General features: G+C 59.5%; 13 protein-coding genes. 8 read left to right on the forward strand and 5 right to left on the reverse strand.

Features of this window, described 5'->3' with window-relative positions; translation table 11 throughout:
• Positions 1–23 precede the first annotated feature (23 nt).
• From MKI86_RS22615 to MKI86_RS22625, 3 genes are all read right to left on the reverse strand, one after another.
• Positions 24–782: an SDR family NAD(P)-dependent oxidoreductase gene (locus MKI86_RS22615; protein WP_241605580.1), complete on the reverse strand. Its 759-nt coding sequence runs from the start codon at positions 780–782 to the stop codon at positions 24–26.
• 3 nt (positions 783–785) lie between these two features.
• Entirely contained in the window at positions 786–1,715 is a 930-nt protein-coding gene (locus MKI86_RS22620; RefSeq protein WP_241605582.1) for an NAD-dependent epimerase/dehydratase family protein, read from the reverse strand.
• Between the two features lie 66 nt (positions 1,716–1,781).
• A complete protein-coding gene (locus MKI86_RS22625; protein WP_241605584.1) occupies positions 1,782–2,756 on the reverse strand; it encodes a cyclase family protein in 975 nt (324 codons plus the stop codon).
• A gap of 199 nt (positions 2,757–2,955) precedes the next feature.
• Between MKI86_RS22625 and MKI86_RS22630 the strand changes: the two genes are divergently transcribed.
• From MKI86_RS22630 to MKI86_RS22640, 3 genes are read left to right on the forward strand one after another with little or no spacing between them, the layout of a single operon-like run.
• Positions 2,956–3,660: a GntR family transcriptional regulator gene (locus MKI86_RS22630; RefSeq protein WP_241605585.1), complete on the forward strand. Its 705-nt coding sequence runs from the start codon at positions 2,956–2,958 to the stop codon at positions 3,658–3,660.
• 41 nt (positions 3,661–3,701) lie between these two features.
• Positions 3,702–5,411, forward strand: coding sequence for an IlvD/Edd family dehydratase (locus MKI86_RS22635; RefSeq protein WP_241605587.1), 1,710 nt, complete (start codon positions 3,702–3,704; stop codon positions 5,409–5,411).
• Position 5,412: 1 nt separating this feature from the next.
• Positions 5,413–5,733, forward strand: coding sequence for a GlpM family protein (locus tag MKI86_RS22640; protein ID WP_241605590.1), 321 nt, complete (start codon positions 5,413–5,415; stop codon positions 5,731–5,733).
• Positions 5,734–5,982: 249 nt separating this feature from the next.
• On the opposite strand, the gene MKI86_RS22645 is transcribed toward MKI86_RS22640, so the two are convergent.
• On the reverse strand, positions 5,983–6,882 hold the full coding sequence (locus tag MKI86_RS22645; protein ID WP_241605591.1) for a LysR substrate-binding domain-containing protein: 900 nt from the start codon (positions 6,880–6,882) through the stop codon (positions 5,983–5,985).
• Between the two features lie 266 nt (positions 6,883–7,148).
• Between MKI86_RS22645 and MKI86_RS22650 the strand changes: the two genes are divergently transcribed.
• The 5 genes from MKI86_RS22650 to MKI86_RS23940 all read left to right on the forward strand — a co-directional run bounded on the left by MKI86_RS22650 (position 7,149) and on the right by MKI86_RS23940 (position 11,432).
• Positions 7,149–8,111 carry a Bug family tripartite tricarboxylate transporter substrate binding protein gene (locus MKI86_RS22650; protein WP_241605593.1) on the forward strand — a complete coding sequence of 321 codons (963 nt, stop codon included), beginning with the start codon at positions 7,149–7,151 and terminating at the stop codon, positions 8,109–8,111.
• On the forward strand, positions 8,102–8,572 hold the full coding sequence (locus MKI86_RS22655; protein ID WP_241605595.1) for a tripartite tricarboxylate transporter TctB family protein: 471 nt from the start codon (positions 8,102–8,104) through the stop codon (positions 8,570–8,572). Before MKI86_RS22650 ends, MKI86_RS22655 begins: the two co-directional genes overlap by 10 nt.
• Entirely contained in the window at positions 8,569–10,062 is a 1,494-nt protein-coding gene (locus MKI86_RS22660; protein WP_241605597.1) for a tripartite tricarboxylate transporter permease, read from the forward strand. The genes MKI86_RS22655 and MKI86_RS22660 overlap by 4 nt, the downstream gene beginning before the upstream one ends.
• 172 nt (positions 10,063–10,234) lie before the next feature.
• Positions 10,235–11,317 carry an NAD/NADP octopine/nopaline dehydrogenase family protein gene (locus tag MKI86_RS22665; protein ID WP_370880052.1) on the forward strand — a complete coding sequence of 361 codons (1,083 nt, stop codon included), beginning with the start codon at positions 10,235–10,237 and terminating at the stop codon, positions 11,315–11,317.
• Positions 11,307–11,432, forward strand: coding sequence for a hypothetical protein (locus MKI86_RS23940; protein ID WP_313666073.1), 126 nt, complete (start codon positions 11,307–11,309; stop codon positions 11,430–11,432). Before MKI86_RS22665 ends, MKI86_RS23940 begins: the two co-directional genes overlap by 11 nt.
• 1,027 nt (positions 11,433–12,459) lie before the next feature.
• On the opposite strand, the gene MKI86_RS22675 is transcribed toward MKI86_RS23940, so the two are convergent.
• Positions 12,460–13,908, reverse strand: coding sequence for a PAS domain-containing protein (locus MKI86_RS22675; RefSeq protein WP_241605599.1), 1,449 nt, complete (start codon positions 13,906–13,908; stop codon positions 12,460–12,462).
• Between the last annotated feature and the right edge of the window lie 253 nt (positions 13,909–14,161).

Raw genomic sequence — 14,161 nt, forward strand, 5'->3', positions numbered from 1 at the left:
GCCTCGTTCCGGAAAGCCGTGGGCTAAAGCATCACGTCGCCGCCATTCGGCGACAGCGTCTGGCCAACGAAATAGGAGCCCGCCTTCGAGGCGAGAAGCAGCGCCGTCGGGGCAATTTCCTCGACTGTGCCGAAACGTCGAATCGGAAGTTCCGCATGTTTCATCGCCCGCCAGTCTTCCGTCATGCCGGCAAGCTGCGCGGTTTCGATCGGCCCAGGCGCGATCGCGTTGACAGTCACGCCAAACGGAGCCCCATCATAGGCGAGCGCCCGGGTGAACCCGACGACACCACCCTTGGACGCACAGTAATGCGCCATGGCAGGGGCACCCTTATAGGCCAGTTGCGAGGCGAAATTGATGACGCGCCCGTGGCCACGCTCGACCATCTGCTGGAAAAACGCCTGGGTAACGATGAAGGTGCCGCGCAGGTTAACGTCGATCATGCGATCGAAATCCTCGACCTTGACCTCGGCAAACGGCCGGTCGCCGCTGATACCGGCAGCATTGACAATGATATCGACGTGGCCGAGTTTCTCAACGGCGAAATCGCGAAGCCTTTCAACGTCCGCAGCGTCGCCGACGTCGCATTCGATGAAATCGACGGCGTGTCCCGCGCCTTCCAAGCCATAGGCCAGACGCTCGGCCTCGGCCCCGTCGTGGTAATGGCAGAATGCGACACGCGCACCGGCTTCGAGAAAGAGCTTCACGATGCCGGCTCCGATCCCGCGGCTGCCGCCGGTCACCAGGGCCGTGCGCCCCTCAAGGCTGAAAACATCCAGCATCGCTCAAACTCCTTCAGAATTGCCGTTTTCATGATTGATTGCAGCGACGAAACGGCGAATTCCCTGCTCAAGGGAAACGGAAGGCCGATAACCCAGTTCTTCGGTTGCCGCCGAAATGTCGAACTCGTGCTGGGTGTCGTCACCCGGATCAGGCCCCTCGCCCAGGGAGATCTGCGCCTGCGGCAGGACCTGCTGGACGAGAGCTGCCGTCTCTCCCAGCGTCTGGTAGTTCGCGCCCGTCAGGTTGAAAACGCGCATCGAGAGCGACTTTGCGTCGAGGCCTGCAATCAGGCCGTCGGCGGCATCGTCCGCGTGGATGTACTGACGGTAAAAGTCGCTTCCCCAGGGAAGTTCCGTTGCTTTGCCCGACAGGGCATCCCGCAGCATCCGCCCGAGCAGACAGGGTGTGCTGCGGTTCGGTCCATAGACCCACGAAAGACGGAACGATACAGCATCTACACCATGTTCGCGGGCAAATGCCGTCACCAGCGCTTCGGCTGCAAGCTTGGTCGCGCCATAAACCGTCGAGGGTGCGAGATGCACATCCTCCTTTACAGGCCCCTGCGCGGTCGAGCCGTAAACGCTGACGGACGAACAGTTGATGAAACGGCGCGCCCTAAAAATCCGTGCCAGTTCCAGCACATTCGCCGTTCCCATGACGTTGACAGCTACCAGGTCGTAGGGGTTGTCACGCGCAACCATCGGGCCGGAATAGGCGCCACAATGGATGACTGAATCCAGATCGACATCTCCGGCCAAAGCATAAAGGCGATGGATATCCTTGAGATCGCAGGTGATGACATTGCCGAAGGGAAAAACGGCCGAACTCTTGTCGATGGCGATGACGCGGTCGCCGCGCGTGACGAGCTTTTCAGCCACCGCCTGCCCGACCAACCCGGCAGCGCCTGTGATAAAATGGGTTCTTGCCGCCATGGCATACTCCGTCGCCGGCACGCATGACATCATGCGCACCCTCATGAAAGCCGTGAGGAAAAAAGCTTACTTCTTGAGTCGCATCGCCACGGGGCGCATCGGCGCGCCGGTTGCCCCGCGCAGCTTGATGCAGGCACCGAAGAAGGCGAATTCATGCACGCCGTCTTCGGCAAGTTCTTCAAGATTCACGATCTCGAGGATCGGAACACCTGCCTCGGCCAGAAGATAGGTGTGCACGACCTGCCAGTTTTCCGGATCCGCCGACGGCGCCTGCTCGAGGCAATGATTGTCCGCGCCGATGACGATCGCACCCGCCTTGGCCAGGAACTCTGCGCCTTCACGATTGAGGCCCGGAGGATTGGGTAGATACGTCGACCGATCCGGCCAAAGCCGCATGCGGCCCGTGCGGATAAGGACGACGTCGCCAACCATCAACTTGATACCCTGATGTTTTAGACATCCGCGCAGGTCAGCCTCGCCGATGCCGTAGCTTGGCGGAAGCACGTCCACGCCATGCAGGGCGGCGACGTCGAGCATGATGCCGCGCGCGATGATCGGCGGATGCTTGTCCGCGCCGGCCTTGCGCCAGGCGCGGCTGCCAAGGTGATCATCCACCGAGAAACCGTTGAAGATCTTGCCGTCGTAACCGAAGTGATTGAAGGCGTCGATGTGCGTTCCCGTGTGGGTGTACATCGAGATCGCGTCACCGGAATAGGAGACGAGGTCATTGGCCGCCGGGCCGACATTCATCATGTCATCGATCTTTTCGCCGCGCGGCGTGTGTGTCATCCAGATCTGATAGGGCTGATCCTCGGCACCGAACCATCCCGGCATGCCGATAAAATTATCGACCGACAGGTCGTACATCCGCGTTGGATCCGCACGATCCATGATCGCCTTGCGGGTCTCTCCAGTGACGAGATTGAGCATTCCGATCTCGTCTTCCGCGCCGAAGGGGCTCGCTGTCGCCTTGCGAAACGCCGCCCCATGGGCCGCAATCTTGTCCTTAATCGCCTCGGTAACCAGACATTCGGAGCACATGACAAATCCTCGCTTTTCAAGTTCCCGCGGCATTTTCCGAGCCTGAAACTGGATTGCCGTTTGCTTATGACCTCACCGATAGCACCAACGTCATTTCGGCGTCAACAAAATAAACAACATTTTTGTCGACAATGTTGTCGCCTGTATGTATGGTCGGTTTCAGATAAGGATGAATGCGGCAATGAACGGGGGAGAAAACGTGAGAGTCCAGAAAGACATGAAGGAACCGCTGGGCGGCGAACCCGAGGCAAAAGCCGCACGCCAGGACCCTGTCGCTGCAGTCGTGATGGCTCTCGAGGAAGATATTGTTCTCGGCCGGCTTCATCCGCGCGAGCGTCTCATCGAGGAAGAGCTTTCCGAACGGTTTTCCGTCTCGCGCCATTCCTTGCGGCTCGCGCTGGCGGAACTCGACAAGATGGGCTTGATCGAGCGTTTTCCCAATCGCGGTGCAATGGTACGGGCGTTCTCGGCCTCCGACGTCGAGCAGCTTTATGCCGTTCGCGAACTGCTGGAATCCACTGCTGCAGCGCAGATCGTTTTTCCGGTCGAGGAGACGCATATTAACGCACTCAAGACGATCCAGGCACAGCACGACGCGGCGGTCGATGCAGACGATCTGGTCGGGGTCTTCCGGCACAATCACGAATTTCATCGCAAGCTTTTCGGGCTGTGCCGCAACCACTATCTCGCCAGCGCGATAGAGACCTATTCGCAGCGTGCGCACGGAATTCGTTTCCTCGTGCTTGCTGACAAGGCAGAGCGTAACAAGGCTCGAAACGAACATCACCTGATGATCGCCGCGCTGGAGCGCGGGGATGGCGACGCACTGGTGGCATTGTGCCGGCAACATCTTCCCGCATCGAAAATGGCCTATCTGCGGGCCTTCGGAAAGATCGTCGGCTAGCTCGCCGGTCTTTCTCACCAACAACATTTCCGGAGCATTTTATGACGGACAAGCAAGAGCCGGTCGGGATTTCGCGCGGCCTCACCAATTACGGCGACTTCGATTTCGCACGTTATCTAAGGATGTCGTTCGCGCGATCAATGGGATATTCCACGGAGATGCTCGCGCGCCCCGTCGTGGGTATTGCGGGAACCTACAGCGAATTCAACAACTGTCACCGCCTGGTTCCCGAGCTGATTGCCGCCGTCAAGCGCGGGGTCATCGCAGCCGGCGGCCTACCCCTCGAGTTCCCCACAGTCTCGCTCGGCGAGGTCTTCCTGAAGCCGACAAGCCTGTTCTTTCGCAATCTCATGTCCATGGACACCGAGGAGATGCTGAAAGGCCAGCCGATGGATGCCGTCGTCCTGATCGGTGGCTGCGACAAGACGGTTCCGGCACAGCTGATGGGAGCCGTCTCGGCAAATATTCCAGCCATTCAGCTCGTCACCGGACCGATGATGACTGGTCGTTGGCGTGGTGAACGTCTTGGCGCCTGCACGGATTGTCGGCGCTTCTGGGCGAAATATCGCGCCGGCGAGCTCGACAGCGAAAGCATTCAGGAAGTCGAGGGAAGCCTGTCGACGACCGCGGGCACCTGCGCGGTGATGGGAACGGCCAGCACGATGGCGGCGATTGCGGAAGCCCTTGGCATCATGCTGCCGGGCACGGCCGCGATCCCGGCCGTACATGCGGATCGGCTGCGCGCTGCCGAGGCAAGCGGCGTCGCCGCCATGCGGCTTGCCCGCGACAAGCTGACCCCGAATCGAATCATCACCGAAAAGTCCATCGAGAACGCCCTCCGCGTTCTGCTCGCCATCGGCGGGTCGACCAATGCGATCATTCATCTGACAGCTATTGCCGGGCGCGCCGGGATCAAGATCGACCTGCAACGGCTCAACAAACTCTCCGACACGACTCCGGTCCTCGTGGATCTCAAGCCCACCGGCAGCTATTACATGGAGGACCTTCATGCGGCAGGCGGGATTGGTGCCGTCATGCGGGAACTGAAAGATCTGCTGCATCTCGACTGCATGACGGTTTCGGGCGAGACCTTGGGCGAACGCCTCGATGCGCCGCAGCCCTATGTCGACCGCAAGATCATCCACTCCGTCTCGGCGCCGCTGCAGCCCGAGGGTGGCCTTGTCGCACTTTACGGCTCGCTCGCACCGAACGGGGCGATCCTGAAGCGCGCGGCCGCAGATCCGCGTCTGTTCGAATACGAGGGCCGTGCCGTGGTCTTCACAAGCCTTGAGGATATGGCAGCCCGCGTCGATGATCCCGATCTCGACATTAGCGAGGATGACATCATGGTGCTCCAGAATGCCGGACCAAAGAGCGCATCCTGCATGCCGGAGGCCGGCTATCTGCCGATCCCGACAAAACTGGCGCGCAAGGGCGTGAAGGACATGCTGCGAATCTCCGACGCGCGCATGAGCGGCACGGCCTATGGCACCATCGTCCTGCATGTCAGCCCCGACGCCGCCTCAGGCGGCCCTCTCGGGCTGGTGCGGACGGGAGATCGCATAAGGCTTTCCGTCAAGGAGCGCCGCGTCGATCTACTCGTCGATGCAGCCGTGCTTGCCCGGCGTACGCCGGGACAAGCCCCTCCTCTCCCCAAACGCGGCTACGCCCGCCTCTACGGCCAGGAGGTCCTCCAGGCCGAACAGGGATGCGACTTCGCCTTTCTCGTCGCAGAGCCGTCGGACCCGTAACGTGGATATTCTCTTGAAAAGCCTGCTTGGCGGTGCGATGACTGCGGTCATCGCGCTGGCGGCCAAACGCGGCAATACGCTGCCGGGCATCCTGCCGCTATTCCCGCTTTTCGGCTTCATTTCGCTGATGATAATCGGCGCAAAGAACGACATCAACGCGTTCCGGGAAACATGCCTCGCGAGTGCGAAGACACTTCCCGCCTACGTCGCGTTCGTCACGACGTGCTACCTAGGTATTGCCGTTTTTCCGGCTCCGGTCGCAGTCGTCGTTGGCATTTGCGTATGGACGATCTCTGCTTTGGTCATGTTTGGAATTACGTAATCATAGCCTCTGCTTTGAAAGTAAGTTGGGAAGGGCTTGAACAGATACGAGCTCACGACCCGCAGATCTTCCAATGGCTAATCGCGCTGAACATCCAAAATGATATCCTTCAGCAGCGACATAAACTGTACCGCAGCATAGCCTGCGCCCTTCGGCATCGAGTTGATCAACATGTCCCGGGCTTTGGCTTCGGCGGTCGATCCGACCTCGCCTGAACGTAAATCTGACAGTATAGCCCGGCATGCCCGGCTATCCTTGTTTATCGGCACCTCCGAACATGTCCTTGGCCGTATACTGGACTGCCCGGACGAAGCTGTCGGTCAGAGAGGACGTGTGCGCATTCTGCAGTCTGCATATCCTGAGATCCGACCTGATGATCGGCACGAATGGCCGGATATCCAAACGCTGTTTCTGTCCATAGGCAAGAAGCGGATCCATTACAGTGACGCCCAGGCCGTCGGCAACCAGCTCGCAAACTGTTGTCGCCAATGTCGCCTCCAGCACGAAACGGGGCCTCACGCCCTGCTGTAGCAAAACCTGCTCGATCTTCTGGCGTATGCGGTTTTCATTCGAGAAGCGAATGAATGGCGTGCCGTCGAGATCACCTGCCATGATCTGGTCCTTCGACGCAAGCGGGTGGTCGCGGGGCAGAATGCAGGCGAGATGTCCCGGCCCCAGCGGCAGCGCTTCAATGAGCGGGTGATCAACGCCACCGTTGACGATGCCGACATCCAGCTGATTGGACAGCAGCCACTCGATGACGAACTGCGATGCCCGGCCGATCAGCGAAACATGCGCCTCTTCATTGCTCGCCAGAAAGCGCCTTGTGGCATTGCTGATGAACATGCCGGACAGCGCCGGCAGAACACCCACCACGATACGTTCCTGCTCTTCGCGCTTTATCAGATCCACGGCGTGCTCGACCTGCTTTATACTGGCGAAGATGCGGTCGATGTGACGATAGAGTTTCATGCCAGCCGCGGAGGGCACGAGTCGGCCACGAACGCGCTCGAACAATTCAAGCTCGGTGTCTTCCTCCAGATGCGCAAGAAGCTTGCTGACGGCCGGCTGGGTGACATGCATGACATTCGCCGCCTGGCTGACCGTGCCGGATTCGACAACAGCCTTGAAGGCCTCGATCTGCCGCAACTGGATAGGGCGCCTCATGCCATAACCTCAGGGAATACCTTTGTCGTTTTTTGGACTTTGATGTTACCGATACTGCCACATAACGTATGCAAATAACCCTCCTTCGGGCCATGCCTCCTTTCCAAGAAGCATCGGATTCCTGTCTCATACTCCAGTTTCGATTGGAAGACATGTTTCCGTGCCATTGCCAAAGCGGAAAACGTGGCTGGGTATAACCTGAGGCAGGGATACGGCTCAAAACCAACAAAAGGGAACTGGACAGGATAATGAAACTTCTCAAGCTCGCCGCGGGCATCGCACTCGGCCTCGCCATCGGCACGTCTGCCTTCGCACAGGAATACCCGGCCAAGCCGATCGAACTTATCGTTCCTTTCGGTCCGGGTGGCGGCACGGACGTCGCGGCGCGCTCCATCGCCATCTTCATGGAAAAGCATCTCGGCAAGGGCACGTCGATTGCGGTGATCAACACGCCCGGCGCAGGTGGTGTCATCGGCTGGACCAACCTCGCCAAGTCCAAGCCGGACGGCTACACCATCGGCATGGTCACCCCGCCGAATTTCGTCGCACAGACGATTGCGGGAAATGCGAAGTACGACCTCGACGACTTCCAGCTCATCGGCAACATCGTTCTCGACCCGGGCGTTCTTGTCGTCCGCAAGGATAGCAAGTACCAGACGCTCGAAGAACTCGTGAAGGCATCGCAAGCCGCCAAGGGCGCCGTGGTCATCGGCACATCCGGCGCGGCCGGTTCCTCCGAGCATATCGGCCTTCTCAGCTTCAACCGCATCGCCAAGGCTAGCTTCACGCCGGCGTTTTTCGGCGACACTGCCTCTGTCCGCCAGGCTATTCTCGGCGGCCATATTCCCGCAGCCACGATGAACCTCTCCGAAATCACCCAGCTGATACGCAGCGGCGATCTGCGGTTGCTTGGCGTCATGTCTTCCGAACGCTCTCCTTACCTGCCTGATGCGCAGACATTTGCCGAACAGGGCTACGATCTGGTCGTAACGGCCTCGCGCGGCCTCGCGGCTCCGGCCGGCGTCCCGGCTGATATCATCGAGAAGCTGCAGAATGCGATGCAAGCTGCGATGGAAGACCCCGCCTATCAGGAAGCTGCCAAAAAGGCCGAGATCCCCCTCGCCTTTCTGAATGCAGCGGACTACGACAAGCTGCTCGCGAAAATGGAAGGCGACCTCGTTGAAACCTGGAAGGTGACTCCGTGGCACTGAGATCCGTTTCGCGGCGCCATGCGGAACTTGGCTTTGCGGTTGCCCTCGTGGCGGCCGCAGGCTTCCTCTTCCTGCAGGCAGCCGACTATCCCGGTGTAACCGGATCGTATCCGCGCACGCTTTCCATTCTGCTCGGCATCGGCGGACATCTCATGCTGGTCCGAACCTTGCGCCAACACAATCCGGATGATGAACAGCCTCTGTTCGAGCGCCCCGGGCGCGTCTATCTTGGAGCCGCGGCCGTACTCCTCTACATCGCGGCCGTCTCCTATATCGGCTATCTCATCCCGAGCCTGGTCCTGGGCATCGCCGTGCCCTATGCGCTTGGTTACCGAAACATGCGGCACTCGGCGCTCGTCGTGACTGCGACCCTCGCCTTCATCGTGCTGGTCTTCGTCGTCGCGCTTCAGCGACCGATACCACGCGACCTGCTCGACCCACTGCTGGCGGTGCTCAGATGATTGACGCAATTCTTCAAGCCCTTCCGGGTGCCTTTGCTCCGGCAAACCTTTTGGCCGTGATACTCGGCACGATGGCCGGCATCATCGTCGGCGCCCTGCCCGGTCTCTCCGTCATGACCGGAATGGCAGTTCTCATCCCCCTGACTTTCGGCATGGACCCGCTTTTCGCGCTGGGAATGATGGCCGGCATGTACAACGGCGGCAGCTACGGCGCGGCCATTCCGGCAATCCTCATGCGTGTTCCGGGCACGGCAGCCTCCGTCGCGACCGTGATGGATGGGCATGCCATGACCCGTCAGGGCAAGGCCGGCTACGCGATCCAGGTCGCCGTCGTCTCAGGCGTCATCGGTTCCGTCTTCTCCGCATTGTCGCTCATCACGCTAGCGCCGACACTGGTCAAAATCAGCCTGATGTTCGGCCCCTCGGAATTCTTCTGGCTGGCAATCCTCGGGCTTGCCACGGTGGCATCGTTGCTGGGCGAAGATCTGCTCAAAGGACTGATCGCCGCCTGCATGGGTCTCATCCTCGGGACCGTTGGCATGGACATGGCCACCGGCGTCGAACGCTACACTTTTGATCGCCTCGAACTTTCGGATGGGCTAGACCTTGTCGTGCTGCTCACCGCATTGTTCGCCATACCGCCCGTGATCCAGATGATCGAGAATGCCCGTCAGGAAGGTATGCCGGCGGAACTCCTCAACCTTCGTCGGCAGAAATCGCCGTTGAGGGACTGGAAGCGCTTCCTCCCCATCTGGCTGCGCTCTTCCGTCATCGGCATTATCATCGGCATCCTGCCGGGCGCCGGCGGATCGATGTCTTCCTACCTCGCCTACAACGACGCCAAGCAGCAGTCCAAGGATCCGGACAGCTACGGAAAGGGCAACCCGGAGGGCGTGGCGGCCTCCGAATGCGGCAATGGTGCGGACAATGCTGCCTCGCTTATACCGGCTCTGTCCCTCGGCATTCCAGGCTCGGGCGTTGCGGCTGTTATCCTGGGCGGACTTCTCGTCCATGGTCTGCGTCCCGGACCACAGCTTTTCGACGAGCATGCCGACATCGTCTACGGCTTCATGCTGCAGATGCTGCTGTCGGGCCTGCTGGTCGGCCTGCTGGGAGGACTGACGGCGACCAAGATATTCGGACAGGCTCTCCGCCTGCCGGAAGTCCTGCTCGCGCCGCTGATCCTGCTTTTCGTGACGATCGGCGTCTACTCGGTCAACAATTCGATCTTTGACCTGCAGGTCATGGTCGTGGTCGGGCTGATAGCCTGTGTCGTCGAGCGTCTTGGATATCCGAGTGCACCGATCATCCTCGGCATGATCCTCGGGCCAATCGCCGAAGTGCAGTTGTCGCTGGCGCTGACCATCTCTGGCGGAGAGCCACTGGCGCTTGCCTCGTCGCCTGTCTCGATGGTGCTGATCGCACTGATCCTCCTGATCCTAGTGGTGCCGCTCCTGAAACGCCGTAAGGCTTCGGCAGGGCCGAACTGAGCCACAAGGCGCTCGGAATCTCCGGCTGTCCACGGATCATACCGCGTCCCGCGCCAGGGACGCGGCAAGTCCTCGAGCGCCCCGGCAATTCGAGAACGCCGCATATCAACTCATTTTCCAGTAGTCGGGCGCCGACGGCAGTCCTGCGGATACAATGAACAAGGTCATTCAAGTGCATAAAGTCGCAATCATCGGAGCAGGCGCGATCGGCAACGCCATGGCAGCATATCTCACCCGAAGAGGTCATTCGGTGGGTATCTGGTCGCGATCTCTGGCCAGCTCGCCACGCCTCCATTCCGGCATGGTTCGCCTCCAGACAAGCGGCATCTTTTCCGACGTGTTCGAGATCGAGGCACTCGACAGCCTCTCGCGCATCCGGGAGTTTGACGTCGTCGTGATTGCGCTTCCGGCGACGGCTTATTCCGACGTCATGCCAGCCCTTGCCGGACATCTGACGTCCCTACACAACGTTATCGTTAGCGGCTCGCTTTCGCTGGCTCCTCTCTGGCTCCATGACATGGCTCGGACGTCGGGCGTGCAACCGGTCATCACCGCGTGGGGCACGACACTGCTGGCGGCAAGTTTCCAGCCGGACGGCACGCTGCATATTCCCTTCACCCGCAAGCGGTTCGACATCGCATCCCTTCCGGCAGCCGACACGCCGCAGTCGCTTGTGCTGTGTCGCGACCTTTTCGGCATCGAATTCGACGCTGCCCGCTCGGTGCTCGACATCAATCTTTCCAATATCAATCCGATCGCCCATGCGGGCCAGTTGTTGATCAACTTCAGCCGAATAGACAAATCCGAGACCTGGAAGCTTTTCGAAAACTTCACCGAGAGCGGTATCCGGCTCGCGGAAGCCCTCGATGCAGAACGGCTGGCCCTCGCTTCGGCAGTCGGATCGAAGCCACGGTCGCTCCGTCGCCACTACGCCCAGTCATATCCTGTCGAGGACAACGTGCTTTCGGCCATGGTCCGCCAGATCAGCGAGGATGGATCGAAAACACTGGGACCCCGCGCTCTGAACCACCGCTATCTGATCGAAGACATGCCCTACGGGTTGGCCTTCATGGAGAGGTTGGCCAGCGCGGCCGACATGCAGCTACCGATGACCAGTGCCGTGATCTCTATTCTGGAGGTCATGACGAACACTCCGATCCGCAAGAACAACCGCATCGCCGATGCCGTTATCGGTACACTCGAAGGAAAAGAAGCTCTTCTGGAGCGTTGCATGGGATACCCCCATGACGCCTGAGATCGGCTATATGCAGGGCCATCTGACTTGGCATTTCGGGGAGAGGCAGAAAGCGTTGGGCTTGACGATCGCCAACACCGATCCCGACAAGTCTACCCATCTGGATCCAAGGTGATTATTGGGTCGAGCCCGTTCGCAGCAAACAATCTTCGAAAGCTGGCGGCCAAGACACGTCTTGGGTCGTGACGACGGGTTGACCACGGGCGGATCGGCATTGGCGCAGGTTACCTTAGCAGTCGCTACGATTGAGCACAGTGATGACATTGCGGACGTTACCAAGCCGTCCGCGCTTTTGCCCACCCGCTCGATTATAGGCGTTTCGTTCTACACCGCGCCTCCATTTGGCGACGAGCTCGTTGAGGAGATATTGTGGGCTGGGGGCAACTGGTTCGCGAATGGCGATCCGGTGTTCGGGAATGAGGATCCTGTCACACCAGAAACCTACATGGCCCGCTGGCCGGTCAACCGCATGTGTTGGAAATCGAAATGCCTTTGTTTTGGATCAAGAGATGCAAAGGGGAGCGGAAAATCTATCGTGTGGTCACACGTCCGACTGGCCCTGGCACAAAGGGATTACAGATACCGATCTTTGGTCATGCGTGCCTCGCTTGTTCAATGAGCTTCGGGGTACTACGATAGACAGCAGCATAAAAACGCGCCTCGCGGTCTCGCTGATCGCGACCGCGACGCTCCAAGGCGGCCTCCGTCTGTCTCGCTCCGATGCAGTTGCCTTTGACCGCAGCTGTCGGTGCCCGCATCCGATTGATCGCCTCGGGCCGCCGGCACGCCGATGTGGTTCTGCTGCTGGGCCTGTCGCAGCGTCCGATCGAGAAGCATCTTCGGTGTATTCGTCATCGTTTGGCGGTCAGCAGTACAGTACAATCGGTGGAAGCCCTTGTCCGTTCAGGAGCTTTCGAAGCCTAGCTCGCAAGCCGTTGGTGTGCCCAGCGCAGCTACAAACGCTCGAGTCGATAGTTAACACACGGGGCCGCAAAAAATTCTGCGCATGTCCGCCGCAACATCTAGCCTGCGCGCTAATCGTTTGCGGGCTCACCGTGCAAAAGTCGCATGCATCGCGTGAGCACTGGGATAGCCTTATCGCACCGGCGATTGCCGCAGGTGGACCGATCTCGTTGTGGAGATCAGTTCATCGGAACTTTCGCCACGAACAACAGCCCACTCGGATCATATGAAATATCAGCGACACCACCTGCCTCGCTTACAAGAAGGCGCTTTATCAATTGCGTTCCGAAACTGGTTTTCGTCGGCGGCGTGACGGTGGGACCTTGCTTCTCACGCCACTTGAGGGTCAGCTCTTTTCCTGAGGGTGTGACGTCGGTGGTCCACTCGACTTCCACCAAGCCACTGTCGTTCGACAACGCCCCGTACTTGGTTGCGTTCGTCGCGAGTTCGTGCAAGGCAAGTGAGTAAGCGGGCACGACGTTCGACGGAAGCTCGATCTCTTCGCCGACCACCGCGAACCTCAGGGCATCATCGACGCCGAAGGGTGCCAGCGTCCGCATTACGAGTGTTCTAAGGGAGGCGTTGCCGAAGTCCTCGGTTACAAGGAGATCGTTGGCAATCACCATCGCATGTATCCTCGCCGTCAGTGTTGTATCGACCTCATCCAGCGACCTGGACCGCTTGATCGTCTGCGACACGATCGACTGAAGCGACGCTAGCGTATTCTTCAGACGGTGGTTCAGCTCACGAGCCAAAAGAGCGCGATGACCTTGTTCCTGACGTCTTGCGGTGATGTCCTGGGTGACGCCTGTGATGGACAGTGGTGTGCCGTCTACGGCGTATTTGGCCTGGCCGCGTATCTGCACCCACCTGAGGTCACCCGCAGGCGTGACCAACCGATACTCGGCCTCGAGCAGAGATTTGTTTTCGATAGCCTCGTCGATTGCCTCGACCTGCAGGACGCGATCGTCGTCGTGAATAGATGCCCGCAGATCATCGAGCGTGAGGCCTTCGTCCGGTGCCCGCCCGCAAATCGATTTGCATTCGGCCGAGGCGCTGAGTTCCCCAGTCAACAGGTCGATAGTCCATGTTCCTAGCTTCCCGGCTTTGAGTGCCAGACGAAGGCTTTGCTCGCTGGCATCCAGCTCCGCGGTACGGTCCGCGACTTCGGCTTCCAGGTCGGCCTTGCGCCGCTCTATCGTGACGAGGTCTTCGAGTTCCAGGGTCACGTCCTGCTGAGACGCCACGAAAAAAATTACGGTCTCGTTTTCGATCACAGGCGAGACCAGAAGCCTGTTCCAGAAGCTGCTTCCGTCTTTGCGGTAGTTTAGGAGGTCGACTTCGATTTCTTCGTTGGCGGCGATCGCCGTTCCCAGTCGTTCCACGGCCGAAGGATCGGTCCCTTTCCCTTGCAGGAAGCGGCAGTTCTTGCCGACAATCTCGTTCTCGGAGTAACCGCTCATCGCCATGAAGGCCGCGTTGGCGTAGACGATGGGATTGTCGGGAAGCCGAGGATTTGTGACGACCATCGGGGTTCTTGTCGCGTTGACCATTGCCAAGAAAGGGCCACCGGATGTAAGCGCCTCGCGGAAACCATCTGTGGATTTTTTGTTACTCGCGATGTTCATTCTGGCGCTTTCGATCGGTTTTTCAAACGTTTATTGCGGACCCTTGAGCGCGTCTACACGAAACCGGACTGGGCAATCTCGCTCGGTGCCCCTCTTCGGCCTGGATTTGTGGCTACAGTAGTGCGTCGTGGCCATGCTCGCCCATACATGGTTTTCGGCCTGGGGACTTGCAAGTATTCGCAACCATGATTGAAAGCTATCCGATGCCCCTTGCAGTTGGCGTTTGGGATGCGACGCGGGGCTATGGAATGTC

The sequence above is a fragment of the Shinella sedimenti genome, assembly GCF_022601905.1.
In the GTDB taxonomy this organism is placed as follows: domain Bacteria; phylum Pseudomonadota; class Alphaproteobacteria; order Rhizobiales; family Rhizobiaceae; genus Shinella; species Shinella sedimenti.

What these genes read in the sequence shown, in the direction of transcription:
- MKI86_RS22615 (WP_241605580.1), bottom strand. Translation starts at nt 782, where the DNA reads ATGCTGGATGTTTTCAGCCTTGAGGGGCGCACGGCCCTGGTGACCGGC.
- MKI86_RS22675 (WP_241605599.1), bottom strand. Translation starts at nt 13,908, where the DNA reads ATGAACATCGCGAGTAACAAAAAATCCACAGATGGTTTCCGCGAGGCG.
- MKI86_RS22650 (WP_241605593.1), top strand. Translation starts at nt 7,149, where the DNA reads ATGAAACTTCTCAAGCTCGCCGCGGGCATCGCACTCGGCCTCGCCATC.
- MKI86_RS22635 (WP_241605587.1), top strand. Translation starts at nt 3,702, where the DNA reads ATGACGGACAAGCAAGAGCCGGTCGGGATTTCGCGCGGCCTCACCAAT.
- MKI86_RS22660 (WP_241605597.1), top strand. Translation starts at nt 8,569, where the DNA reads ATGATTGACGCAATTCTTCAAGCCCTTCCGGGTGCCTTTGCTCCGGCA.
- MKI86_RS23940 (WP_313666073.1), top strand. Translation starts at nt 11,307, where the DNA reads ATGACGCCTGAGATCGGCTATATGCAGGGCCATCTGACTTGGCATTTC.
- MKI86_RS22625 (WP_241605584.1), bottom strand. Translation starts at nt 2,756, where the DNA reads ATGTGCTCCGAATGTCTGGTTACCGAGGCGATTAAGGACAAGATTGCG.
- MKI86_RS22620 (WP_241605582.1), bottom strand. Translation starts at nt 1,715, where the DNA reads ATGGCGGCAAGAACCCATTTTATCACAGGCGCTGCCGGGTTGGTCGGG.